A 26,139-nucleotide genomic window follows, 5' to 3' on the forward strand; every position below is an offset into this window, starting at 1 on the left:
TGCTTATAGCTTACCCTTTATTATAATCGACTTTCAGAAAAATCTGCATAGAAAAACCAGTATGCTAAAAATACATACTGGTTTTCCTTTTTAAAATTAGAATTTTGCTGCAGTTTCAGCAACTTTCGCCAATCCTTCTGCAACGATATCCTGTGAGCGATCTGGGTACTGATTATGTCCCTCGATTACGACTGTTTCCGGGTTTTTTATGCCCCATAAGTTTAAATTCATCGTTACATATTTCTCTGCCATTTCGCCAGCATCCATACCAGGCAATGCATAATCGGATCCACGCGCATTAAGTAAAGCCACTTTTTTACCTCCAGCTAAGCCGACAGGGCCTTCAGCTGTATATTTGAATGTTGTTCCCGCTTGGGCAAGGTAAGAAATATAAGTTACCAATGGTGCCGGAACCGTTGCGTTCCAGAGCGGGAAGGCAAATACCACTTTATCCGCAGCAAGGAATTGATTCAAGTATTGTTGCACGATATCGGCAATCTTCACTTCTTCTTCAGTCAATTCCATGCCTTGGTTGCGTTTATATAGGGCAGTGATTGCAGTGTTTCCGTAGTAAGGCAAGTTCAGTTTAAATAAATCCAATTCAGTTATTTCATCGTTACTATTTGCTTCCTTATATGCGTTCAAAAACGTTTCATACATTTTGACACTAATAGCTTGATCCGCTGGGCGGTCATTTGATTTAACAAACAATACTTTAGACATCTTTGTTCCCCCAATTGTTAATTTTGTATGTTTTTATAAAAATAGCATTTAATCCATATATCTCGAATTAACTGCAATTGGTACTTTCACATTATAAAACCGAAAATCCAATAAGGCAAGGATTATGTTTTTTAATTTTCAGCGCCTGGATTTTTTATCTCCGCCGCTTCCTAAGTAAGAAGCGAAAAAACCGCGAGCGATTTGCTCACGGTTAAGTTAACTCTTTATGATGGAAGGGACACTTACCTTTTATCGGTTCTATATCATCCCCTATGAAAAATTGTTTCCATTCATTATGATTTACATCGCCAAAGTGACTGATATCAGGATGTTTCGGAAGATTATCCCATTTCTCCACTCGTTCCCGGACCTTTTCACGCGACATGATTCCGCCTTTTTCCGTTCCTTCCAAGCCTTCAAAGATCATCCGGGGTTGGAATCCAAGGACAAGGCTATTTCCTAAATCGCGAGTTTTACGCTGTTTATAAGCAGGTGCATTACCAAAGACAAAGATTGGTTCCCCTGCAAAATGATAGTCCCATAAATAATGATCGGGATCTTTCGGCTTTTCAATTGGCCAAGGTTTTTCATCCGCTTTATGTAGGTATTGCAGGATATCCCAAAACCTTTTACGGTAAAATTCTATATCACCCTCAATTGATTCAGGCTCCATAAAGACGAAAAGGCCGTGCCTTATATATGGTGGTTCCTGAAATAAATCAAGAAAGCTTTCCACTGCTTTTGGTAGATTGGACCAATCTTTCTGTGTGATATAAGCATAACGGAGTTCCCCTTTATTTTCAGCTTTCATACCAAAATAACAAGGAAAGGTTTTATCGGTCACTGTATCATGGAATGTTTGATATTCCTTGATTAGCCATTGCGGCACTCGATCGGGATTTGTCATATCTTCTTTTGTTAACAAACTTGAATTAGCAGTCAGCATCATTTTTCTCCTTAAATCGTTTTATTATATGTTACCCGCTTTAAATAAACTAAAACTTCTTCTTAGAATGGCAAATCAATTCAATCAGGTTCATCCTATATAATCGCTGGATTCCAATAAAAAAAACATTCGATCTGCAGGTTAATCATTTTCTTTACATTAGGATAACCTAAGAAAAAAATAGGAGGAGTGTTGCTAAATGGCAAGGAGAAGGAAAATTTTAGTATCTGAAGCACGAAAAGGTCTTGATGATTTAAAAGCCAAAGTCGCTGGTACAACGAATCCCGAAGAGGCAAAGTTTGAAGTAGCGAAAGAAATTGGCGTACCGCTTAAAAAAGACTATAACGGTGAACTGACATCCAAGCAAAATGGAAAAATAGGCGGAAAGTTAGGCGGAGGCATGGTGAAGGAACTTATAAAGATGGCACAGGAAAACTTAGGAAAAAAGCATTAAATAGAGTAATGTTTGAATGAAAAATTATGGAATTAAACAGGTTAGAACGCAAAAAAAGCCAACCTTTACAGGCTGGCTTTTTTAGTGTCAATTAATTCTAACGGGTGAAACTCTTGAAACAACTGACATTATTAATTCCTCTGACATCGGGTAATTAGCGGCAGCTGGATCCGTCACGACTGCTTTCAGAATTCTTTCCATATCCGACTGGTTAATTCCATAGGCGCTGAAGTCGGAGGGCAGCCCAAGATCAGATAGAAATACACGGAGCTTTTCTACCACTTTCGCTAAGATCCCTTTTGAATCTTCATCCTGTATTTTTACACTAAAGGCTTCGGCTAACAAATGAACCTTTGGAAGATATAAATCGGGGGTTGATTCCATGACGACCGGTAGTAATACGGCATTGGCCAATCCATGCGGAATACGGAATAACGCCCCGTATGCGTGGGCAAAGTTATGAACCGGAATCGCATTCAATGCACTGCAAAATGCAGTGATTCCCATCATGCTTCCATGCAGCATTTCCATTCTAGCCTCAATATTCGTTCCGTCCTTTACTGCCCTCGGTAAATTTCTTTCAATAACTCGAATGGCCTGATATGCATATGCATCGGTTATTGATGTCGCTGCAGGTGAAATGATCGCTTCAATTGCATGTGTCAATGCATCGGCACCAGTATACGCCGTAATGTCAGATGGCAGTCCGACTGTTAAATCGGGATCTAGAATGGCAACATCCGAACTTAAAAAAACATTGTATATATTCATTTTGACTTTTTTATGTTCATTATATATGACTGCGATCGGGGATACTTCGGAACCGGTTCCTGCTGTTGTGGCTACGGAAATATGCGGGATATTCATGGATTGTGCTTTTGGAAAACCCTCATACAGAAAACCGCTTGGTATTGAATCATTTATATCCGTAATTCCTTTATATAATCCGTATTTCAATGCTTTTGCGGTATCGATGACACTCCCTCCGCCAATGGCAAGTATGGCATCGGCATGAACTTCGCGTGCATATTTCAATGCTTCGTTTACACATTTACTCGCTGCGTCTTGTGTAACACCCAGAAACTGTCCAACTATTTCAGCTTTGGCACCTAATTTCTGCTGTTCAAAAGTTTCGGCAACTTGTTGAACGACGCCTGCATTCTCCAAGCCCACATCACTCACGAGTAAAATCCTTTTTGCCCCCAGACCATTGAATAGGCCCGGAATGAGTGAACGAGTGTTAGTGCCACTGTAAACAGAAGACCTTAACCAAAAATTCGAATGAGCATTTACCTTCATAAAGTTTCACCCCAGATTTAATAGTCTATATTCGCAGTTAAGGATAGTTCACATTGCTTACATTTCCTGATGGCCATTCATTATTAAATATAAACCTACCAGTATGCTTGTATCTTATTTCGGCATTACAAAACCCCATATTCCTTTTCGTTACTTTGATAGATCTCTTCAATCCCCTTCCCTTTTGCCCTGGATAATATCTCCATCCGCACTGATAATTGTTTCAGTGTAAAATTCAATACAGCTTGTTGGTCATTACCAAAAGGATTTCCTAACCGATCATATCCCTCTGTATTTAAAGTGATGGCCAGTGGTGAAAGTTCCTCCATCCTCTTTTCAACCTGTTTAAAGATATGTGGATGTTCACTGATGATTCGCTGCAGCAGGAAAGTCCCATATGCAATATGGCGTGATTCATCCTTCTTCAAAAGACCTACACCTTTTAATAAACCAGGCATCATTTTATTAGCTTCGAGAGTCTGATAGAACCCGAAATATCCAGTTTCTGCAAGGACGCCTTCGGTAAACATATTATAAACAGTGGCTGCTTCTGCCAAAGCTTCTGGGGATTGATCCGTTAAAAGCTTCTCCATCGTTTCAGGCAATATTTCATAAAAAATCGATTTATAAGTGTCTGAGTGATAAACCGTCAAATCACCCGTTTCACCAATTTGATCTAATGTATAACGAAAGAACTCCATATGCTTCGCTTCCTCGAACAGAAATGTCGTTAAGTACATTTCTTCTTCGATCCGGCCTTCTTTGGCTATCGTCATTATGAGCGGCAGCAAATCCAAAGTCACGGCTTCTTCCCCGCCTTGAAAAAGGGAAATGATCCGTAATAACACTTCCCTTTCAATATCAGTAAATGACTTCCAATCTTCTTTATCCTGGCTGAAATCAATATCTCGAGGATTCCATATACCGAATTTCTTTGCCTTTTGGTAAAGTTTAAATGGTAGGGTATCTTCTCTAAAACTTCTGCTGGTGGTCGTTAAACTCTTTCTTTTCATGGTAATGCCTCCTTGAAATTATGAACTTTGAACTTTTTGAATCTCTAAGGATTTTTTTAATTTGTAAGAGTTTTCATTATATTGTAAGATATTAGTAGCATTTATCCTAGTACTGAAAATGTAGGGAGGAATAAAGTCGAATGCTTGAGGAAACTCTGATGAATCATGTTAAAAAGATTTCCCAACAAAAAGATATGGCAAATAAATCACAAATGATCGTGAAAGGCTGTGTGGATTTTTTTTCATTTCAACGAGCATCTTTATTCAGTTACTCATGTTTAACAGGAATGGGTGAAGGAATATGTGCATGTACAAGTGAAGATACCTTTTCATTACATAATGTTAGAGAAAATATTCATGATATATACCCCATCCACCAAGCAGTCATCCATAACAAACCCATATACTTAACCATCCAACATGCGAAATCCTCCATCCCTGCAAAATACGTTAAAAGATTTTCCATCTCTTCATTGGCTATCATTCCGATAATTGTGAATGACTTTGCCATCGGTTTAGTGTTGGTTGACCCAATTCACGCCAACGAACCAGTTACCAAAAATGATTTAATGAAACTTTCCCATTATTTGAAACTGGCTGTCAGTTCAACATTTGATTCCGCCCCTCCTACTTACCTTCTAAGCAAGCGTGAAGTGGAGGTCCTTCAATATTTAGCCAATGGGATGGGATTAAAGCAAATGGCACATGAAATGAGCGTTAGTGAATTTACTGTCAGAGATCATATTTCTTCTGCTATCAGGAAATTGGGAGTGAATCACCGGACCGAGGCCGTCGCTGTTGCCATAAGGCACAAAATGATTATGTGAAAACAAAAAAAACCTTCAAAGAAGGTTTTTTTTGTTTAAGTCATAGAGTCACTTTTTCTTCAACTTTCGTAGTCCAGTTCAACTCATCTGCAACTTTGCCTGTTTGGACACCTGTCAGTGTATCATAAAGCTTTCTGGAAAGTACGCCAGTTTCCCCGCTTTGAACAATCATTTTTTCACCATTCCACAAAAATTCACCAATTGGTGATATTACTGCGGCTGTACCCGTTCCAAAGGCTTCTTCCAATTGACCTAATTTATGGGCTTCATGAACTTCCTCCATCGAGATGCGTCTTTCCGACACGGGAAGACCCCAATGTTTCAGCAATTCAATAATGGAATCACGAGTAATACCAGGAAGGATACTTCCATTTAAAGCTGGAGTGATGATTTCACCATTAATTTTAAAGAAAACATTCATGCTTCCAACTTCTTCGATATACTTTTTCTCCACTCCGTCCAACCATAGAACTTGGGCATAACCCATCTTTTCGGATACTTCCTGGGCTTTTAGGCTTGATGCATAATTACCGCCCGTTTTGGCTTCACCTGTACCTCCATTAACTGCACGTGTGAAAGCTGACTCCACTGCAATTTTAACGGGATGAATACCTTCTTTATAATACGAACCCACTGGTGACATGATGATGATGAACTGATATTTATCCGATGGAGAAACTCCCAGATAAGGCTCAGTAGCTATAATGAATGGCCTGATATATAATGATGTCCCTTCTGCCTGGGGAATCCAGTCCTTATCAACGCTAATTAAAGTCTTTAAGGCCTTCAACGCAAAATCAACGTCGATATCCGGTATGCATAATCGGCTATTTGAACTATTTAAGCGTTGGAAATTCTTTTCCGGACGGAATAAGATAATTTCATCCTCTGGTGTTGCATATGCCTTCAATCCTTCAAAAACGGATTGACCATAGTGAAAAATCATAGCTGACGGCTCTAATGAGAGCGGTTGATAAGGAACAATTCTTGGATCATGCCACCCTTGCCCTTGTGTGTAATCCATAATAAACATATGATCGGTAAACTGCTTACCGAACTCAAGCTGTTCCGCTTGTGGTTTTTCTTTCTTTGTTGTACTAAGCGTGATTTGCATGTCATGTTCCTTCATTACCAAAACCCCTTGTTGATTAAATTTACAAGATTTCACTTCCATAAAATCTATCTTTAATTAGTTTACTCCTATCAGGAATCATAGTTCAAGCCTTTAAGACTAAATTTTCGGAATTTTTTAAAATAAACGGGATTTTTTTGATATCCAGACTATGATTCCTGAAAAAAGAATCAATTATTCCTGAAACTTCTCAAAAAATATCAATTCCATCGTTTGCTAAGTTATCTTGAAATCCTGAATATAAGGTTAATTTTAACAAAGTGATTACAATAAAGCCAATGAGAATAATTCTGATTATTCCATCACGGTACCTTAAGTAGAACTTTTCGTTTCCTTTTTCTAACCCTGGAAGATCGAAAATAAAAAGATGTTCAACAGGTTGGTTATCACAGCTTCTCCATAGCACTTAGAGCTGAAACCCTATATAAGCTTTTATGTATATTCAAAAGACTAGGAAATATAACATTTTATCCTGATTCATTAAATGGTTTTTCTTAGTGCCATCCCCAAATTTAATCCAATGGAATATAGAGGGAATTTTTTCATGAAATTCAATTTAGTAGTTTACTACTAAATAATAATCTTATATACTTATCCCACAAGATAGATAAAACGCATGCAAAACGCTATATTATAGATAAAACGCATGCAACTTTCTTATTTTTGACGAAAAGGGGTAACAACATGACAAAAAACAGATGGTTAATCGCTTTATCTGCCATCGCCATTCACCTTTCCATTGGTGGTGCATATGCATATAGCGTTTACAAAAAACCATTAGTTGAGACTATGGGGTGGTCTGAGACTGAAGTAACATTAGCATTCACAATAATGATGGCGCTTGCAGGAACTTCTGCTGCCTTCTTTGGTAAATTCGTAGAAAAAAATGGACCACGAAAGTCAGCTATGGTCGCTGCGGTATTATTCGGTTTAGGACAAGCCGGTTCCGGTTTAGCAGTAATGGTCGATTCACTTCCGCTCTACCTATTGACTTATGGGGTTTTAAGTGGACTTGGTATGGGGATCGGGTACATTTCACCAGTATCCACTTTAGTCAAATGGTTCCCAGATCGCAGGGGATTGGCAACAGGAATGGCAGTATTAGGTTTCGGTGCCGGAGCTCTCATTACAGCCCCAGTCGCTGCAAGCCTTATGGAATCAGTTGGCATTTATACTACATATTATATTTTAGGCGCAGGCTATTTCATACTGATGTTCTTAGGAGCATCCTATATTGCTCCTCCAAAAGCCAACTGGCTGCCTGAAGGAATGAAGAAAGATATTGAGTCCGGTAAGAAAGAACTAAAGAAAGACCTAAGGCAATTAACTGCAAAAGAAGCGGTTAAAACTAAACACTTCTGGATGTTATGGTCCATGAAATTGATCAACACAAGTGCAGGGATCATGATGATTTCGGTTGCTTCTCCTATGGCTCAAGACGTTGTCGGGCTGTCAGTAGCAGGTGCAGCAACATTAGTCGGTATCATGGGAATCTTTAATGGCGGAGGAAGACTTGGCTGGGCAGCTGCATCTGATTATATTGGCCGACCAAATGTTTTCATCATTTTCTTCATCATTCAAATCGGAGCGTTCCTTTTACTTCCAACGACTACAAATACACTATTGTTCCAAGGACTCATCTTGCTGGTCGTTAGTTGTTATGGAGGAGGATTTTCAAATCTCCCTGCATTTGCCGGGGATTTATTTGGAACTAAGGAAATTGGGGCCATCCACGGTTATCTTTTAACTACATGGTCTCTAGGCGGGGTTTGCGGCCCGATGTTGGTTACTGCAATCAGGGAAAGTACGAATAGTTACATCCCGGTATTCTACGTTTTCGCAGCATTAATTGCGATAGCATTCGCCATCTCCATCTGGTTGCGTCTGGACATCAAAAAAATGCAAAGAGAACAGAAACAAGGCGCAACGAACACATTAAGTAAAATATCCTAATTTAAAACCTTTATAAAAAGGCATTATCAAGTAAACTTCCCTAACCGGAATTTACCTTGATGATGCCTTTTTTAATTGGTTATGGCCGTATCGGTGCTTTTTGAACTATGGCATTCGAATAATATATGGATTAGGTCATCTCAACCAGATTCTTTGCCGGAGCAGTTGTGAGCAGTTCTTATACTTAAACTCAGCAGTCCTGGAAAAGGCAATTAGCGGTACAATCCTAGTAGGCGGACCTTATTATCGACTTAGTTCCGTAAAGACATGTAAACGTCAATGTGGTCGATATATTTTTTAAATATGTCCTTCATTTTACGGTGAGAGTCTTGTTTTGCTTTCCATATATTAACTTCGTTTTTTGCGGCTATAGCTATTGGAATTCCAGAAATATTAAAAAAATACGAACTCCAGCTTTATGAACATGTGTTCAGGTAGTATTCCTTTTATGAATAAAAATTGTAACAGCACAATCTAATTAAAGTTGAATGATAATCGTTCATTCTTATAAAATGTTTTGCACCAAACATTTGAACAAGTTATTTAGTTTAACATTAAGCTAAATCAGGGAATTAAGTAAGAGATGGAATTAGGGGGGGATTGTCTTGTGGATCAATAAACCGTTTTTCAAATATGCTTGCGGGATCATTTTGATCATTTTAATTATTTTTTTACTAGGTAAGATTGACTATGTTCTACTGCCGCTACAAAAAGTCATCGCTTCCATGTTTTTCCCAATTATTGTGGCTGGGCTTTTATACTATATACTACGGCCGGTCGTTAACTTGTTAACTGAATTTATCCCGAGGTCAGCTAGCATCTTCACCGTGTTTTTGATTATATTTAGCATGATTGGGATGGTAAGTTACTTTGGAAGTCCTGTAGTCGTGGACCAATTTCAAAAATTATCTGAAAACCTCCCCAGCAAAGTCAAGGAATTCTCTAAGGAATCTGAAGTCATGATTGAAAAAAATGATTTTGGCATGGTAAATATGGAAGAGTTGAAAGAAAAAGCGGTAACGCATCTGAAAGATTATTCGGAAAAACTCATCGTGAATGTCCATACCATTTTTTCCACGATCACTAGTGTCTTAACGGTATTGGTGATTACACCATTCATTCTATTCTATTTCTTGAAGGATGGAGAAAAATTACGGCCATTTCTATTAAAATATATACCGAACGATGTAGAAACAGAGGGAAACAAGATTTTAAAAGACGTCGATAAAGCACTTTCCACTTATATTATCGGTCAATTCATCATATCAATCGTCATTGGGACCTTGATGTATGTTGGCTACCTTATTATCGGTCTCGACTATGCACTCGTATTAGCCTTATTCGCCATGATTTTTACCGTTGTACCATTCCTTGGTCCACTAATAAGCATCATCCCCGCCCTTCTCATTGCCTTACAGCAAGACATTGGGCTGGCAGTGAAAGTACTCATTGTCCTTGCTGTTGTTCAACAGCTCGAGGGGCACTTGGTTACACCGAATATTATGGGGAAACGGCTTAACATTCACCCACTTACCATTATCTTATTGCTGCTTGCTGCTGGATCAATATACGGATTCACTGGCATTTTAATCGCTATCCCCACTTATTCCGTAGTAAAAACGATAATAGGTAATTTCAGTAAGTTTTACAGGTTACGAAATAGGGTTACATAAACAGGAAAGGTTGTCTACTTACTTAATTAAAAGAGTGCTTAAAAATAAATACAAAAATCACTCTATCATCGTTTCAGACTGTAGACAAACTCTAAAGAAAGGGAATTTGAGGAAAACCTAGTCTTACTATCATGGTTGGGATAGACCATTCCGCCTTTTATAGACAAAATTAAAAAACGTTGATGGTTGTATCAACGTTTTTTAAATAATTTTTTAACACAGCGTTTGAAAAACGCTGTGAAGCTTTTCTTTTTGATGACTTGCTGTACATGATTTTTCTTCTCGATATAAATTTCTTCTTTGTTTATGGCATTATTTTCTGCTAATACTAGACCCAAATCGGAGTTATGATCTTTGTTTAGGACAATTTTGTACGGAATATTATGACTCATTGCCAATTTTATATATTTCCCTAAATATTGATAGTCCATCTGACCATTTAAAAACAAATTTGAACGGGGATACTGCTTCATCAATTGCTCTATCTCCGGATATACATTCGTTTCAAAGACTTGGCTTTTTTTTAGGACGATTACGACCCGCTCCCGTAATGTGCCCAAAAATTCCCTTCGTTCACCAGGCTTGATTTCTTTTGGACCATGGATGCCTTGTTCTAGATAGTCCTCCACGTTTAGGCGTGACAATTCTTTCCCACCTCCACTTTCACTTCAATAATGTATGTAATATGACCAAAAATAGTGCCCATCATTCTTTAAGCATGCATAAAAGTAGAATTTGGTCCAAGTTTGACTTTTCCCATAGTTAATTAGTCTACCCTTTTTTTAAAAAAATGTCACTTTAGCCTCACTTCATGCATAGGATAGTATATGTGTAAATGTAGGTTGCTTAAATGAGGGACGGGGAAAACATGAAAAAATTAATTGTATTTGTATTGATTTTCGCCTTTAGTTTTTTGGGGTTCAGTAATACTTCAGGTGCGGCAGCAAGACAACTGATTATCATCAATAAAACCAATAATCAGCTTGCCTATTACGAAAATGATAAATTGGTGAGGGTATTCATCGTGGCGACAGGTAAGAAAGCTTCCTACACTCCTGAAGGAAAGTTCAAAGTAGTGACAAAGATTGTGAATCGTCCCTATTATAAAGGCAACATTAGAGGTGGAGACCCAAAAAACCCTCTAGGTAAAAGGTGGCTGGGGATCAATGCAAGGAATACACCAGGTAATACGTACGCAATACACGGCAATAATGATCCCACAACCATCGGGAAATATATAAGTGCAGGCTGTATTCGTATGTATAACGATGATGTTCAATGGCTTTACGATAGGGTGAGAATGAACACCGTAGTCTTGATTGCCAGTTCGAATAAATCATTTGCCAACATAGCTGCCACGAATGGATATAAAGTAAGCGGTTCTGTGAGCCTGCCGGTAAATTCAAACGCCACCCTGAAGAAAGGAAGCAGTGGCCCCCAAGTAATCGAACTACAAAAAAGATTAACTAAACTTGGATACAGCACTAAAGGAGTGGATGGGTCATTCGGAAAAAACACCGAAGCGGCTGTGAAGAAATTCCAAAAGTCCAAAAAACTTACTTCTGATGGTATCGTCGGACCAAAAACAAAAAAAGCACTAGGACTTAAATAATTTTCTCACCGATATCCACTGATTAGAGGATATCTTTTTTATGTTTTAACTGTACAACCTATACATTATTACCCATATCGGCTTTAATTTTCCACCATCAGTTATTAACTTTATGTTATAATTTATACATCAACAGCTAATCATAATCGCACTGTCATTACATACAAGGAGGTAATACAAATGTACGATGATATTCTCGTAACAACAATTAAATCAATTTTTGTTATCGGCACCATTTCGATGTTTGTGATTTTAGGATTCGTAAAAGGACGCAAGTATTAACTTTATCCACTTCATTAAAAATTCCTCACTTGCCTGATTACTTGTATTATTTTTATACAGGCAATCAGGTTATTTTCTCTATAAAAAAAGCATATCCTCTTTGGGCATGCTTTTCCTTACCAATTCCAATTATCCGTTTTATCTAAAAGTTGATCGATGTCAAATGTATCAAGATGGAATGGAACTGACTCTTCTGCTATCGCTTCAGTGGCTAACAATAATTGGTCGATATCAATAATGGCCAAAACAGTCCTCTCCCTTTTTTAATGGTCTTTACCCTCATTTTTAATCCATTAAACACTTCGGTCAAAAGAAATTTTATTAGTGGGTATCCTTAAAATTTTACATTTGACATTTATTTAAGATTCAATGAACCTTTTTCAGATCCTTCGGGAGAAAGCGTATGTATCAACTTAACCAGCTTATAAAAGGTCCCGCTGCAGATTGTTACCTCGGGCAGATTATGAAATATTGATTTTTTATTAATATGATAATTGTCTTTCTCAGGCGAATACACAATAATTTTCTTATTTAAAGATAAAGCATATCCAAGCTCATATAGATTACCTTTTCCTGCCGTTAGGAAAATCAGCATGAAATCGGCTTCCTCAATCCCCTTTTTTTCATAATCTCCAATGCCGTCCGTTATTTGGTTTTTCTCATCATTTGTAATTAAATTCAAGTCATTCACACAAGTAAACCCTTTTGAAGTCAATTTCTTGATCAATGATTTAACTTGCTTCAAATTTTTTTCGTCTGATGCTATATAATATTTCACACATACACCTCCAAAATATATAACTATTGATACTTTTTACCTATGTTACCTATACTATACCTATTCGTTATAAAGAACGCAATATCCTTTCTCCAAAAATAAAAAATAATTAAAGGGAAAAATTTTAGCGAAACAAAAAACCATCATTCCTTTTACAGGAAATGATGGTTCTTTATATTTTATGCAGTGGTATCATTATCACCGTCGACTTCACCTTACTATGTACTGGTCTGACATTCCGGGTTACAAATTGTTCATGGAATTTCAGGAAATCCAAAATAAAAACCTTGTCCCTTAACCGGCAAGGTTTTTTTATTTTTCGTATGTGATATTTTCTATTTCAATCCTGAAGGGTGCAGCCTCGCATATATTAATTCCCCGATCCAGATTCACCTTTTCCATTTCGCTAGCATCCGGGATTTTTTTTTTATCGTGAATAAAATGTTCGACCATGGATTCCAACAGTTCTTGAGCACAAGCTAAGGCATCTAACCGATTTTTGCCGCTAACGGAAGAAATAATTCCTTCTCGCCTAAAATCCGGGAAACAAACTTGAACGGAAAAAGAGTCGATAATCAACGGGTGCTTCTCATAATAGAATACGGCTGGGTACTCAAAGATTTGAATGGTCAAAATATCATCCCTTCATACAATATTTAGGTTTTTATAATAATTATAACATGAATTTCCATTTTATATAGGTTTAATTTACTTTTCTTTGTTTGTCAAGTTAATACATTCATTCAATAGGTTGATATGTCCGTATTAACTACGAAATAAAAAAACACCAGGAAAATCAGTATCATGAGAACATTCAAGATTATTCCAATTATGCTGCACACTTTTCCAGCTGTCACTAAACCATTTCCAGATTCACCAGTAAGCTTAATTTCTTGTTTACTCTTCGATGCAAATATTAACCCTAGAATACCTAATATGATGCCGATGAATGGAATAAACAGGGATAATACCCCCATGATCAATGATACAATCGCTTTGCTATTGTTTCTTTTAACTTCCGACATATATCCCACCTTCTTTCTTCCCTTATATATACGGTTATTAAAAGCAAAAGATTCATTTTTTGTTACACATTCATCACTAATATTCCAGTTGATTTCAGAAGCCCCTCCCTTTCAACCAGCGGTCTGCCAAGCTCTTCAATATATTAGGGCTTTCATAAAACAGTTAAAAAACATAAAGGATAACATGGAATTGTGCTTGGTTCGAGGTGATTCCAGCCTACGGTTTTTTCTTAAATTACATTCCAGGTGATTTCAGAAATCCACTCCCTTTCCGACTGTCTGCCAAGCCTCATCAAAGCAAGCGTCTGCGGGGTCTCGGCTAGCCAGTAATTCGGCAGGAGTGTCGCAAATTTCTTTAATCTACTAGCGGTTCCGTCCATTTAATATATAAAAAAATCATGGAGTAAACCAAGTCTTGTTTTATGATTTGGTGTGAGACACTTCCGAACCTCCCAGACAAGTAGAAAACGACTCATTTCTGAGTCGTTTTTTAAGTGCGTTTCAATTCAAGTCTCTGGGCTACCAAAGAAAGGCTATAGTTAACTATGAAATACATGAGCGCCACCAGGATCAAAATCGGTATTAAATACTTTTGACTTTGTCCATATATGATTTGACCATGATGAGTCAGCTCCGGTAAAGAGATGACAACAGCTAAAGAGGTATCCTTTAATAAAGAAATGAATTGGCTGACAATGGGAGGAACCATGCGGCGCAGCGCTTGGGGCAGAATAATATGTATCAATGCCTGTGTATAGCTCAAGCCTGATGAACGGGCAGCTTCCATTTGGCCTTTATCAATGGATTTTAGCCCACTTCGGATGACTTCAGAAAGCATGGCTGATTCGAAAATTGTCAAGGCAACAATGGCTGCTGGTATGATTTCCAGTTTAATCCGTATCTCAGGCAAAGCAAAATACGTAAAAAATATTATTAATAACAGAGGTAAATTACGTACCGTTTCTACAATTAAAGCTAATATTTGTGATAACACCGGCACTTTTGCGTATCTGATTATACCTACAAGCCCGCCAATAATGAAACTTAGAATAATGGATATAAATGCTACCTGGAGCGTTACCCAAAATCCTTCTAATAAAAACTTAAGATTATCTGGTGTATAGGCACCTGCAAAATCCATATCTTATACCTCCCTCAATTACTCTTAGCCAGACGTTTTTCCAAATAACCAACGCCAAAACTTAAAGGAATGGTAAGTATTAAGTAAAACGCTGCAACAAAAATGTACACATCAAACACGACAAATGTCCTTGAAGAAATCAAATCCCCGTGGTACATAAGGTCGAGTCCTGCAACGACGGCTAAAATGGAAGAATTCTTTACTAGATTGATAAATTGGTTCCCTAAAGGAGGAATGACTATTTTAACTGCCTGCGGCAGTATGACGAGTCTCATGGCCTGCCCATATGTCAGACCTGAAGAACGGGCAGCTTCCATTTGACCCTTTGGCACGGAAAGTATGCCTGCCCGAATTGCCTCAGCAATGAAAGATGAAGTGTAAATGGTCAATGCTAATGTCCCTGCGTATAGACCGCTTAGTTTAAGACCGAGAAAGAAAAAAAAGGTAATGATCAATAACGGTATGTTCCGAATGAACTCGACATAGACGGTACCCAGCCAGTTTAACGGCTTTATTGGCGCAATCCGCATGATGGCAATTAGCACACCAAGAATCAAACTCGCTACCAACGCGACCAAACTCGACATGATCGTATTTTTAAAGCCTAATAAATACATATCCAGATTCTCTGTTAAAATGGAGAAATCAAGCACGGCATACAACTCCTTTAACTAGTAAGGATGAGCAAAACGCTCATCCTCACAGACAAATGTTCAAATGTCATTCAAGGCCAGCTGCCCATATACATTTGCTAAAATGTTTAATGTTTAATCCATTTATCATGGATTTCGTCGTACTTGCCTGAATCTTTAAGTGACTTAAGGGCTTTATTCAACTCTTCAACAAATTCAGCATTTCCTTTTTTCACGGCAATTCCATAAGGCTCTTCCGTAAATGTACCACCAACAAGCTCATAACTTGGATCTTCATCTGCCATTCCATAAAGGATGGAATCATCCGTAGTCAGTGCATCCCCTTGTCCGGATTTAAGTGCAGCGAACGCTTCGGAATAGTTTTCAAATTCCAGCACTTGTGCTTCAGGAGCTTTTTCACGGATATTTATGGAAGAAGTAGAGCCCTTGACGGCCAATACCTTTTTCCCTTTTAAACTATCAATACCCTTGATATCGCTGCCCTTTTTGACTAACAGAGATTGTCCGGCGTCGAAGTAGACATCAGTGAAGTCAACTTCTTTTTTACGATCTTCCGTGATTGTCATAGTTGCTACAATTGCGTCGATATCACCATTATTCAATAAGGCCATCCTAGTTTTAGAAGTCACTTCTTTAAATTCAACTTTATTCTCATCACCAAGGATTTCTGCTGCAAGGGCTTTGGCAATATCAATATCAAAGCCTTCTACCTCTCCAGTACTAGGATTCTTCAATCCGAATAGCCTTGTATCATTTTTCACCCCAAAAACGATCTTATCCTTTTCCTTCACTTGTGCGAGAACATCTTCTTCCTTACCTTTACCTCCACCCTCTTCAGCTTTGTCGGAATCATTCCCCCCGCCGCATCCAGCTAATAAAATGACAGCCAGTAATGATAGCAAAGATAATTTTAACCATTTCTTTTTCTTCAACATGAAATTCACCCCTGTTTTTTATTTAATGATTTAATATACGGCTAAGGAATAAACGAGCCCTCTCTTCACGAGGATTGGCGTAAAACTCAGCCGGTGATGCCTCTTCTAAAACCCTGCCTTCGTCCATGAATACGATTCGATCCGCTACTTCACGGGCAAATCCCATTTCGTGCGTAACCACCACCATCGTCATCCCTTCATGGGCAAGTGCTTTCATTACATCCAGTACCTCGCCAATCATTTCCGGATCCAAGGCTGAGGTAGGTTCATCAAAAAGCATGATTTCGGGTCCCATTGCCAAACCTCTGGCAATCGCAACCCGTTGCTGCTGTCCACCTGAAAGCTGGGAAGGAAATGAATTTGCTTTATCTCCAATCCCCACTTTGTCCAGATACTTCAGTGCAATCTTTTTCGCTTCCTCTTCGGATTGCCCCAGAACCTTCCTGGGAGCAAGCATGATATTCTCGAGCACGGTTTTATGGGGATACAAGTGAAAATGCTGGAAAACCATGCCGATATTCCGACGAAGTTTGTTTATGTCCGTTTTTTTATCCGCTACATTTAAACCATTTATTGAAAGGGATCCTTCCGAAATGGTCTCTAGACGATTAATGCATCGAAGCAGGGTACTTTTCCCTGATCCGGACGGCCCGATGACCACTACCACTTCCCCTTTCTTGATTGTAAGATTAATTTCTTTCAATACATGGAAATCGCCATAATACTTATTCACTCGGTCAAAAACTATCATAAATTAGCACCCCGCCCATAATCATTCTTGTAAAACTGAAAATTTACAATTATCAGAATTCTAAAAGCGTAAATATAGCATTCTCTTAACGAATCAAATCTTATGTATAATCCTTTCTTCCAATATTATTTCCCAATATTTCAATATTGATAGTGAAGCGACCATTTTAATCGTTATTTTAAACTAGTAATTTAAATAATATATTCAATATTCACATTTTTTATTATATATAACATTTCTTAAAATTACCATATAAACTTTAAATTGTTACAAACGATATCATATTTCATGATATTATTGCTATATTTCATAAAAATGATAAATTTAAACTGATATTCCCTTGGAAAAATTCCCTCTTTTTGTAAAAAGTCAGTTATTTCCCGAAAGCTGAATAAGGTTTAAAGAATACAAAAAGACAGCAATTGCTGTCTTTTTCATCATTCCTTTATCGCATCTTCAAACGGAGCTGAATATAAACCCTTTGGCGCCAGCATATCCGTATCCGATTCACGAATTTCCCCATTGTGGGTATATCGACCTGCTGGAAAAAAATCAAACAAATCACTTTCCTTATGTATGATTAAGAAATAATCGAATAAATCATCCATAAGTTCCTGATGTTCATCTATTTTCATGATTTCGCCATATTCATCAATTTCAAAGTTTTCATTAATCGCATCTTGAAGCTCCTCATTATTTGAATACACGATATAAAAATCGACATCTCCGCACTCCATGCAAAGCAAGAGTTTTTCTTCCAGTGCTTCTTCATAGGTTTTCAGCACGATTTCCTTTAGTATGGCATCAATCTTTCCAGTATTAATCAGTTTAATTTCAGTCTGGAACACAAAACCCCTCCAATCAAATATAGGCATTTAAAAAAACGCCTGTTTAACAAGCTCACTCTTTAATATTAAATGAAATTGTTGAATATCATTTTTAATAACACCTAAATGCAAGACCATAAGTTCATTAACCGCGATGGGAACCTAGCCCAAGATTTGGTCATCAAGGGCCATGCTTATAATTTGGCCGGATCGAGTTTATTAGGTAGAAAACCTCCGATTCGTATTTATAATAAGTTTGCCCACATAATTAGAATCATAATCTTCTATAATACGAAGAAAAAGATGATTGGAAGCGTAACCAGGCTTAATGATGTACTAATGAACGTAGCACTTGAAACGAATTCAGGCTCCGTATTGAATTGGAGCGCATACATCGTAGTGTTTGCCGCCGTTGGCATGGCAGCTACGATGATCATGATATGCCTGACCATTTCACCCACTGGCAAGGCAAGTGATAACAGGAAGGCTATTGCTGGTGAAACGGCAAGTTTAAGAAGAAGCGAAACTGATAGCTTTCGATAGGCAATTTTTTTCAGGGAGATGTTGGCCAGCTGCATTCCCAATGTAATCATGATTGTTGGGATTGCTGCGTTTGCAACAAGGTTAATAGCTTCCATAACCGAATTGCTTAAAGGTATGTTCACGAACTGAAATACTGTACCTGCTAAAGCTCCATAAACAATTGGCATCCGGCATACCGCTTTAATTGCTGTTTGAACTCCGTTACCTTCCGGACTGCCCTTTGCTGCGAAGTATATGCCAATCGTGCACATCACTAACTGCTGTCCCACCATAAGGATGATTGCATAATCGAGTCCTGCGGCTCCGAATAACAGGAAAATGACGGGTGTTCCGTAATTCCCGTTATTCATGAAGGCCGATGCCAATATCATGCCGCTTGTTTCAGTGACTGTATAATTGCGAAAAAAAGATATTATGTAGACTACCAGTATGAGAGATAGGCAAAGTACTATCGTGAATAAGAACAGGTAAAAATAATTAATCGTAAATTCTGCGGAATAAAAAGTCCGGAATACAAGAAAAGGTGACATTAAATATAATGCCATCGTGGAAATCGATTTTGTATCAAGTTTAAACTTTTTCTGACCGATGAACCCTAAAACAAATATACCGAATATCGGTAAAAGAACTCCCAAAAAACCCATGCATATCACCTTCATAATTTTAATGGTTTTCTTCTAACAATATCAGTTTTATAATTATTTGTAAAAATTCTTATAAACCACTTTAAAGTGCACGTCATATATTCTAACATAAAATGATTTTTCTTTATTTTCTGAAAACAATATTCCATTTCTGATTGCATATGGTATATTGTTTATTATATTTACGTTAAAAAACGTAACATTAACACTTTTGGGGTTATTACTATATGAAGGGGTGTTTTTTAGTGGATGTAAAATTCATGGAGATGGCTGTTCGGCTTGCATATGAAAATGTACTGGCGAAGAACGGAGGACCTTTTGGTGCTATAATCGTAAAAGATGGCAAAGTCGTAGGCAGAGGATGTAATAATGTGACAACGGCCAACGATCCTACAGCGCACGCCGAAGTACAGGCGATTCGTGATGCATGCAGGAATCTCGACAGCTTCCAGCTTACAGATTGTGAAATATACACTAGCTGCGAACCATGCCCCATGTGCATTGGTGCTATTTATTGGGCACGTCCAAAAGCCATTTATTACGCATGCACTAAAGAAGACGCTGCACTTATTGGCTTTGATGATCACTTTATATACCAAGAACTTGCCCTGCCAATGGAAAATCGCACAATTAAAATGAAACAATTGTCTTTTAATGACCACGATTTACCCTTCCGAACATGGGAAACCAATACTGAAAAAGTGAAATATTAACCGGTTATATATTGCCAAAGGGGTTATTAAGATGAAAAAAAACTTGCTTAAAAGGAGAATTGACGTTGCAACAGGAAGAACACCTGCGGATTGCGTCATTAAGAACGGGCAAATCATAGATGTTTTCAATGGTGATGTCTATACAGGCGACATTGCGATTGCCGATGGTTACTTTGCTGGAATTGGCCGTTATGAGGGTATTTCGGAAATCGATGCTGCAGGAAGATTCATATCCCCTTCCTTCATTGATGGCCATGTTCATATAGAATCATCGATGGTCAGGCCTTATGAACTCGCAAAAATCCTACTTTTACATGGTGTGACCTGCATCGTTGCAGATCCTCATGAAATTGCCAATGTTTCTGGTAAAAAGGGCATGGAATATATGATCGAACAATCCGATCAACTTCCTTTTGACTTTTACTTCATGATGCCCTCTTGTGTGCCTGCTACGGAGTTTGAACATTCTGGTGCGGTCTTAAGAAGTGAAGATTTAATTTCCTTTTATCAAAACCCGAGAGTGCTTGGTTTAGCCGAAGTAATGAATTTCCCAGCCGTTTCACATACAGATGAGGATATGCTGCAAAAAATATACGATGCAAACAGACTTGGCAAAAGCATCGATGGCCATGCAGCTGGATTATCCGAACAACAGCTCGATGTTTATCTGAGTGCAGGCATTAAAACGGATCATGAATGCACTACAGCGGAAGAGGCAAAAGTAAGACTGCGTAAAGGAATGTATCTTATGATCAGGGAAGGCACCGTCGCTAAAGACTTAATTAACCTGATTCCAGTTATTAATGAGCAGAATTTCCGCCGTTGTTTATTCGTCACCGATGACCGGCACCTTGACGATATTGTATCTGAGGGGAGTATCGATCACAACGTTAGACTTTCCATAAAGACAGGTGTCCCGCCTATTACCGCCATTCAAATGGCGACCATTAATGCAGCAGAATGCTTTGGTTTAAAGGAACAAGGTGCAATTGCACCTGGATACAAGGCAGACTTCCTTCTATTGGATGATCTTGATTCAGTCATCATCCACTCGGTCTTTAAAGATGGAAACCTTATGGTTCAAAATAATCGTTTGCTTAACTTTCCAGCTGATGAGAAACAGGTTATTGATGACGGGTTGAAGCGCTCTGTTCATTTTCATGAAATAACCGGGGAAGATTTCGCGATACCTTTAAAAACTGAGTTCGCTAATATTATTGAGATAACTCCAAACAGCTTGATTACAAAGCATTCGATTGAATCGGTCACACTTAATCATAATGGTCTATTTCAGTTTTCCGAACATGTTGATCATCTAAAACTTGCTGTTATTGAACGGCATCATATGACCAAACGAATGGGTCTGGGAATCGTCAAAGGGCTCGGTTTGAAATCAGGTGCAATTGCCACGACAGTAGCCCATGATTCACATAATTTGATCATTGCCGGTACGAATGATCAGGATATGCTGCTGGCAGCTAAGGAAATCAAAAAAATGCAGGGTGGATTGACTGTAATCCAAAATGGGGAAATACTCGCTTCCCTTCCGCTTCCAATAGCTGGATTGATGAGTGAGCGTAATTATATGGATGTGGTTCATTCATTGAAAAAAATCGATGAAGCCCTATTGAAACTCGGTGCTAACAGTCATTTCAACCCTTTTCTTACACTTGCATTCTTGGCGTTACCTGTCATCCCTGAAATCAAACTGACGGATCAGGGTTTATTTTCCGTTTCTGAGTTTAGGCATATTTCCATCGAAGCCTCAAAGCCAGTCGATTTAATTTGACCCCTAGTCGGGTTTTTTTCTTATCACCCCAAAAATTTCTAAAAGAAAAAGGTTCCAACTCAACATAAACCGGGAAAAGGATATATGGATTTCATCTATGTTAAAATAAAAATAAACACAAACCTTTCTTGGAGGAGATAAATATGGCAAAACATGATCAACAGAACATTATTGGATACATAGGCACTTACACAAAAGGAAACAGCGAAGGTATTTACCGATTTACTTTAGATACAGCAGAAGGAAAACTCAGCACACCGGTTCTTGCAGCAGAATTGACCGATCCGACTTATGTCGCCATCAGCCAGGACAAAAAGAATCTTTACGCCATTTTAAAAGAAGCGGGCAGCGGCGGAGTTTCAGCCTATTCAATTAATGAAGATACAGGTGAGCTTACCTTCTTGGGCAAACAACTGACACCAAATGGCTCTTCCTGCCATATAAGTGTCGACAGCAAGAAGCAGGTCTTGATCACTTCCAGCTATGGAGAAGGCGTGATTGAATCATACCCGCTTCATGGCGATGCGACCCCTTTGCCTGTATCATCCACTGTTCAACATGAAGGTCAAGGACCGAATGTTGAACGTCAGGAAAAAGCACACACTCACTTCGCTGGTTTCACGCCGGATGAAAGGTTCATTGCTGTAGTCGACCTGGGAATAGATAAAGTAATAACATATAAAATACATAATGGGGTTTTGAAAGAAGTAAACAGCTTATCTGTTGCTCCCGGCAGCGGACCACGGCATTTGACCTTCCACCCAAACGGAAAATATGCGTATGTCATGGCAGAACTTGTACCAGAAGTCATTGTTTTGAGCTTCGATAGTCAAACCGGAAGTTTTTCTGAATTACAAACGGTACGGACCGTCCCGGAAGATTTCAAGGAAAATAACCAAGGAAGCGCCATTCATATTTCTGATGACGGGCAATTCATATATGCCGCAAACCGAGGACATGATAGCATTGCCGTTTACCAAATCAATCAAGAAACAGGCAAACTGGCATTCGTGGAACTGGTTTCAACCGAAGGACATTGGCCACGTGATTTTTCATTGGACCCTAGCGGAAAATTCCTGATCGCTTCTAATGAACAATCAGGAAACTTGACACTATATGCCCGGAATGAACATGACGGAAAATTAACATTATTGCAAAAAGATGTTCAAGTTCCCTTCCCTGTTTGCGTAAAATTCTTATAATCCATAATAAAAAAGGATTGAAGCTTGTACTACAGCTTCAATCCTCTTTTTTATATCCTTCTTTAATTCCATTTCTCCGCCATTTCGGGAAAATCTATATATGGGTTACGATTACCCTGCATTTCATGTATAGCGAGGTTTCTATGTTTTTCATATGTGCTGACGGGAAAAAGCCTATGCCATTCCAAAAGGAGTGCCAGGTCGATTTTGCCGCTATCGATGATTCCCTCATATCTGAGTAAAAAATACAAAGTTGCCCTCGCCACGATTCCTTTTCCGTATTCAGGCTCGAATTTACCATCGTCTGATTTCCCGCAACCCACTTTTATATCGGCAGCCGATCTTTCAGGGGTATACTCCTCAAAATCATGGTATGGATAGTTACTCCGGCTGCTATTACACGTTGGTTCACAGGCGAACAAATGATGCAAATCCCCCCTCATAGGTTCTTTTTTATCGAACCATGATTGAGGCACTACATGTTCACAATTAAGGAGAATGTTTTCCGAATTTGTTGATTCAATATCTCTTGACAATACATCCAGTATACGGATATCATCCTCAATCACTTGTACTGGATCCATCCCTTTACCGGAATACAGACTTTTCAGCTGGCCATTTTCCTGTAAGTCCACCCATGGGTAAACATGACGATGCGGTGAGTAGTTCAGCTGGTTTTTATGGGTTGCCACAAGTAGGTCCTTCATTCCTTCCCGGTCCAAGGAACCATCTTTGTAGTATGCTAGCTTAAGTTCCTGATCTTTGGTTTCATCATAGTATTCGCGGTTTTCATTGAAGTTGACCAGTGCAGCCATTGCCATTTCCCGTTCTTTTTCAAGTACTTCAAAACTATACTTCATCCACTCATCCCCCCGTTTCTATTAAAAACCTAACTTTTACCATAATAAAAGCTTAATAGAAATAGACCGAAAAAAAAAGGTGCTTTAGAAGGGTCTAACGAAGAATTTCAATAAAATGGGTAAGGATTTTTGCCGTCATTCCCCAGATTACCCTGCCATTATATAAGTAAAAATATTCTTCCATCTGTTTCGGCTGCCATTTATAGTTCTCCCCGCCAACGACTAAATCATGGGGGAAGTTTTCATGCGGTTCCACTTTATATTCGACATGGTAAATTTCTGGCGGTTTTTCCATGAAAAAGGATAGCGGGACCGTAAAAATGGTTTCTACCTCAGCTGGATTAGGTACTATCCGTTGATGGTTACGAACAAATCCTGCATAAGGATAGACGATCATCCCAAATGGAGATACCAAATAATCGATTGGAAAGACATTATCGATATCTTCTTTCCGCAAATTAAGTTCCTCATATGTTTCCCTTAGGGCAGCCGCCTGTTCATCATGATCCAGCTTGTCTACTTTCCCGCCCGGAAAACATATATCCCCCGGCTGCCTCCTCAGTTTGTGTGAACGCTCTTCGAAAAGAACATGTATTCCATCTTCTTTCTCTATAAGCGGTACCAATACAGCATACTTTGAAAAATTCCCACTCCCTAAAATTTCAGGGATATGTAATGTTAGTTTTTTTGTTATATCTTCATTATTCATGTCCCTCACCTCTTCTGCCGGTTAATAATGATTTTCTACCACTCCTCCTTATCATTCCATTTTCGAACATCTGCTATAACTAAGCAAGGAAAACGATTCCAAAACCTTGCCTTTAATTCATACTAGATTCCTTTACCGCTTATTCTTCCTTGATCATAGAAAAAGCACCGTTCAAAGTTCTGAACGGTGCTAAAACTGAACGCAGCTGTCTCATTTAAAAAGCATATTATGTGTATCAACTGGTACATAATGAATTTGATTGAATATTCAGGTTTTCATCCTTATTTTCATAGTTCTGCTAGCGTTCGCTTTACCGTCGTTATGATGAATGAAAAATCCTCTTCCGTTATACTAAGTGGTGGAGCAAGAGTCAGGACATTATTGAAACCAGCTACTGTATCGCCATTTTTACCTATGATCAGCCCCTTTTCTTTGCATGATGCAATCACTTTATTGATTTTAGAAATTTCGATCGGTTGTTTTGTCAGTTTATCTTCCACTAGTTCAATGCCTACCAACAAACCTTTCCCACGTATATCCCCAACATTGGGATGAGATTTGATTTCTTCAAACTCTTGCAGAAAGCGTAGCCCTAACTCCTTGGACCGTTCTATTAGTTTTTCATTTTCATATATTTCAATATTCTTCAAAGCGACGGCACAGGCAGCCGGATTGCCGCCAAATGTATTTACATGCCGAAAGCGGTCATAAACGTCTGAGCCAATATACGCTTCATAAATTTCACGTTTGACAGCTGTAGCGGATAATGGCAAATAAGCGCTCGTGATTCCTTTAGCCATTGTTACGATGTCTGGTTTTACATCATAGTTCATAAATCCGAATTTCTTACCAGTACGGCCAAACCCGCAAATGACCTCATCCGAAATGAGAAGGACACCATTTTTCTCACAAATTTCTTTGACACGTTTCATATATCCATCGGGCGGCATCAAAATTCCGCCCCCAGTGATGATTGGTTCCATGATGACCGCAGCCACCGTTTCGCTCAGCTCCCAAGTAATGGTACGTTCAATTTCCGCCGCACTTTTTTCACCGCTTTCATCCTCTGGATTTCGGTAAGAATCTGGCGGTGATACATGAAGAAATCCTGGGGCGAGAGGTTCATATTTATACTTTCGCTGCGCCTGCCCGGTTGCCGATAGGGCTCCCATTGAATTTCCATGATAGCCGCGATAACGGGAAATGAATTTATAACGTCCATGTTCACCTTTTTGCTGATGATACTGCCGTGCAATTTTAAATGCCGTCTCATTCGCTTCTGAACCGCTGTTCGAGAAGAAAATCACATAATCCCCACCAAGCCACTCATTTAATTTCTCTGCTAGCTTAATAGCCGGGATGTGGCTATTCGTTAATGGGGCATAAGGAAGTTCCTTCAACTGCTCGTAAGCTGCTTCAGCCAGTTCCGTGCGGCCATAACCAACGTTGACACACCATAAACCTGACATCCCATCAAGGAAACGATTCCCATCAACATCCGTAATCCATGCTCCTTGCCCGTTTTTAATCACCATTGCCCCAGGGGTGGGTTCAGCCCCTTTCATATGATGCCACACATATTTACCATCCATCGCTTTAAGATCCTGACCCTGTTTTTCAACCTGCATAAGCTACACTCCTCCTAAATTGATGTA

Annotated in this window: 27 protein-coding genes; 8 read left to right on the plus strand and 19 right to left on the minus strand. The window is 38.7% G+C overall.

Translation table 11 applies throughout. The annotated features are described in order from the left end of the window. Nucleotides 1–96: 96 nt before the first annotated feature. A complete protein-coding gene (locus tag ACIQYG_RS09340) occupies nt 97–723 on the minus strand; it encodes an FMN-dependent NADH-azoreductase (RefSeq protein ID WP_402837344.1) in 627 nt (208 codons plus the stop codon). A gap of 211 nt (nt 724–934) precedes the next feature. Then, nucleotides 935–1,669: a YqcI/YcgG family protein gene (locus ACIQYG_RS09345; RefSeq protein ID WP_402837890.1), complete on the minus strand. Its 735-nt coding sequence runs from the start codon at nt 1,667–1,669 to the stop codon at nt 935–937. 199 nt (nt 1,670–1,868) lie between these two features. Between ACIQYG_RS09345 and ACIQYG_RS09350 the strand changes: the two genes are divergently transcribed. Continuing rightward, a complete protein-coding gene (locus tag ACIQYG_RS09350) occupies nt 1,869–2,123 on the plus strand; it encodes an alpha/beta-type small acid-soluble spore protein (RefSeq protein ID WP_402837346.1) in 255 nt (84 codons plus the stop codon). A gap of 87 nt (nt 2,124–2,210) precedes the next feature. Here the strand turns inward: ACIQYG_RS09350 and ACIQYG_RS09355 are convergent, their stop codons facing one another. After that, nucleotides 2,211–3,422 (minus strand): iron-containing alcohol dehydrogenase, encoded by a 1,212-nt coding sequence (locus ACIQYG_RS09355; RefSeq protein WP_402837348.1) that lies wholly within the window; start codon nt 3,420–3,422, stop codon nt 2,211–2,213. A gap of 125 nt (nt 3,423–3,547) precedes the next feature. Further along, nucleotides 3,548–4,435 carry a R2-like ligand-binding oxidase gene (locus ACIQYG_RS09360; RefSeq protein ID WP_402837350.1) on the minus strand — a complete coding sequence of 296 codons (888 nt, stop codon included), beginning with the start codon at nt 4,433–4,435 and terminating at the stop codon, nt 3,548–3,550. A gap of 140 nt (nt 4,436–4,575) precedes the next feature. Between ACIQYG_RS09360 and ACIQYG_RS09365 the strand changes: the two genes are divergently transcribed. After that, on the plus strand, nt 4,576–5,262 hold the full coding sequence (locus ACIQYG_RS09365; protein ID WP_402837352.1) for a response regulator transcription factor: 687 nt from the start codon (nt 4,576–4,578) through the stop codon (nt 5,260–5,262). A gap of 40 nt (nt 5,263–5,302) precedes the next feature. On the opposite strand, the gene ACIQYG_RS09370 is transcribed toward ACIQYG_RS09365, so the two are convergent. Further along, nucleotides 5,303–6,391 carry a branched-chain amino acid aminotransferase gene (locus ACIQYG_RS09370; RefSeq protein ID WP_402837354.1) on the minus strand — a complete coding sequence of 363 codons (1,089 nt, stop codon included), beginning with the start codon at nt 6,389–6,391 and terminating at the stop codon, nt 5,303–5,305. A 687-nt stretch (nt 6,392–7,078) separates the two neighbouring features. Here ACIQYG_RS09370 and ACIQYG_RS09375 point away from each other — a divergent pair. Together ACIQYG_RS09375 and ACIQYG_RS09380 are read left to right on the plus strand one after the other, a co-directional pair. Then, on the plus strand, nt 7,079–8,347 hold the full coding sequence (locus ACIQYG_RS09375; protein ID WP_402837357.1) for an L-lactate MFS transporter: 1,269 nt from the start codon (nt 7,079–7,081) through the stop codon (nt 8,345–8,347). Between the two features lie 605 nt (nt 8,348–8,952). Then, a complete protein-coding gene (locus ACIQYG_RS09380) occupies nt 8,953–10,020 on the plus strand; it encodes an AI-2E family transporter (protein WP_402837359.1) in 1,068 nt (355 codons plus the stop codon). A 191-nt stretch (nt 10,021–10,211) separates the two neighbouring features. Here the strand turns inward: ACIQYG_RS09380 and ACIQYG_RS09385 are convergent, their stop codons facing one another. Next, entirely contained in the window at nt 10,212–10,664 is a 453-nt protein-coding gene (locus ACIQYG_RS09385) for a YueI family protein (protein WP_402837361.1), read from the minus strand. A gap of 224 nt (nt 10,665–10,888) precedes the next feature. On the opposite strand from ACIQYG_RS09385, the gene ACIQYG_RS09390 reads away from it, so the two are divergent. After that, complete coding sequence (locus tag ACIQYG_RS09390; RefSeq protein WP_402837363.1) at nt 10,889–11,632, plus strand: L,D-transpeptidase family protein; 744 nt, start codon at nt 10,889–10,891, stop codon at nt 11,630–11,632. A gap of 398 nt (nt 11,633–12,030) precedes the next feature. Here the strand turns inward: ACIQYG_RS09390 and ACIQYG_RS09395 are convergent, their stop codons facing one another. The 10 genes from ACIQYG_RS09395 to ACIQYG_RS09440 all read right to left on the minus strand — a co-directional run bounded on the left by ACIQYG_RS09395 (nt 12,031) and on the right by ACIQYG_RS09440 (nt 19,211). Continuing rightward, the gene (locus ACIQYG_RS09395; RefSeq protein ID WP_402837365.1) at nt 12,031–12,159 is read right to left on the minus strand and encodes a hypothetical protein; all 129 of its coding nucleotides are present in this window, start codon (nt 12,157–12,159) and stop codon (nt 12,031–12,033) included. 110 nt (nt 12,160–12,269) lie between these two features. Next, nucleotides 12,270–12,692, minus strand: coding sequence for a nucleoside 2-deoxyribosyltransferase (locus ACIQYG_RS09400; protein WP_402837367.1), 423 nt, complete (start codon nt 12,690–12,692; stop codon nt 12,270–12,272). Between the two features lie 312 nt (nt 12,693–13,004). After that, entirely contained in the window at nt 13,005–13,325 is a 321-nt protein-coding gene (locus ACIQYG_RS09405; RefSeq protein WP_402837369.1) for a type II toxin-antitoxin system HicB family antitoxin, read from the minus strand. A gap of 110 nt (nt 13,326–13,435) precedes the next feature. Further along, nucleotides 13,436–13,717, minus strand: a complete 282-nt coding sequence (locus ACIQYG_RS09410; protein WP_402837371.1) for a DUF4190 domain-containing protein — start codon at nt 13,715–13,717, stop codon at nt 13,436–13,438. A 490-nt stretch (nt 13,718–14,207) separates the two neighbouring features. Continuing rightward, on the minus strand, nt 14,208–14,858 hold the full coding sequence (locus ACIQYG_RS09415) for an amino acid ABC transporter permease (protein ID WP_034307000.1): 651 nt from the start codon (nt 14,856–14,858) through the stop codon (nt 14,208–14,210). Nucleotides 14,859–14,872: 14 nt separating this feature from the next. Then, entirely contained in the window at nt 14,873–15,511 is a 639-nt protein-coding gene (locus tag ACIQYG_RS09420) for an amino acid ABC transporter permease (protein WP_402837374.1), read from the minus strand. Between the two features lie 107 nt (nt 15,512–15,618). Beyond that, on the minus strand, nt 15,619–16,446 hold the full coding sequence (locus tag ACIQYG_RS09425; RefSeq protein ID WP_402837376.1) for a transporter substrate-binding domain-containing protein: 828 nt from the start codon (nt 16,444–16,446) through the stop codon (nt 15,619–15,621). A 22-nt stretch (nt 16,447–16,468) separates the two neighbouring features. Further along, nucleotides 16,469–17,197, minus strand: coding sequence for an amino acid ABC transporter ATP-binding protein (locus ACIQYG_RS09430; protein WP_214750059.1), 729 nt, complete (start codon nt 17,195–17,197; stop codon nt 16,469–16,471). A 437-nt stretch (nt 17,198–17,634) separates the two neighbouring features. After that, nucleotides 17,635–18,045, minus strand: a complete 411-nt coding sequence (locus ACIQYG_RS09435; protein ID WP_402837379.1) for a hypothetical protein — start codon at nt 18,043–18,045, stop codon at nt 17,635–17,637. 263 nt (nt 18,046–18,308) lie between these two features. Further along, on the minus strand, nt 18,309–19,211 hold the full coding sequence (locus ACIQYG_RS09440) for an AEC family transporter (RefSeq protein WP_402837381.1): 903 nt from the start codon (nt 19,209–19,211) through the stop codon (nt 18,309–18,311). A 227-nt stretch (nt 19,212–19,438) separates the two neighbouring features. Here ACIQYG_RS09440 and ACIQYG_RS09445 point away from each other — a divergent pair, with 227 nt between their 5' ends. The 3 genes from ACIQYG_RS09445 (at nt 19,439) to ACIQYG_RS09455 (ending at nt 22,915) form a co-directional block, all read left to right on the plus strand. After that, nucleotides 19,439–19,924: a nucleoside deaminase gene (locus ACIQYG_RS09445; RefSeq protein ID WP_402837383.1), complete on the plus strand. Its 486-nt coding sequence runs from the start codon at nt 19,439–19,441 to the stop codon at nt 19,922–19,924. 31 nt (nt 19,925–19,955) lie between these two features. Next, nucleotides 19,956–21,713: an adenine deaminase gene (gene ade, locus ACIQYG_RS09450; RefSeq protein ID WP_402837385.1), complete on the plus strand. Its 1,758-nt coding sequence runs from the start codon at nt 19,956–19,958 to the stop codon at nt 21,711–21,713. A 143-nt stretch (nt 21,714–21,856) separates the two neighbouring features. Further along, a complete protein-coding gene (locus ACIQYG_RS09455; protein ID WP_402837387.1) occupies nt 21,857–22,915 on the plus strand; it encodes a lactonase family protein in 1,059 nt (352 codons plus the stop codon). Between the two features lie 62 nt (nt 22,916–22,977). Here the strand turns inward: ACIQYG_RS09455 and ACIQYG_RS09460 are convergent, their stop codons facing one another. The 3 genes from ACIQYG_RS09460 to ACIQYG_RS09470 form a co-directional block, all read right to left on the minus strand. Then, on the minus strand, nt 22,978–23,775 hold the full coding sequence (locus ACIQYG_RS09460) for an endonuclease I family protein (protein ID WP_402837389.1): 798 nt from the start codon (nt 23,773–23,775) through the stop codon (nt 22,978–22,980). Between the two features lie 94 nt (nt 23,776–23,869). Then, nucleotides 23,870–24,484 (minus strand): NUDIX hydrolase, encoded by a 615-nt coding sequence (locus tag ACIQYG_RS09465; protein WP_402837391.1) that lies wholly within the window; start codon nt 24,482–24,484, stop codon nt 23,870–23,872. A 287-nt stretch (nt 24,485–24,771) separates the two neighbouring features. Beyond that, nucleotides 24,772–26,112 (minus strand): aspartate aminotransferase family protein, encoded by a 1,341-nt coding sequence (locus ACIQYG_RS09470; RefSeq protein WP_402837393.1) that lies wholly within the window; start codon nt 26,110–26,112, stop codon nt 24,772–24,774. Nucleotides 26,113–26,139: the final 27 nt, after the last annotated feature.

Origin of the sequence: Peribacillus sp. NPDC096622, from assembly GCF_044762665.1 — a bacterium.
Taxonomy (GTDB): Bacteria; Bacillota; Bacilli; order Bacillales; family DSM-1321; genus Peribacillus; species Peribacillus frigoritolerans_B.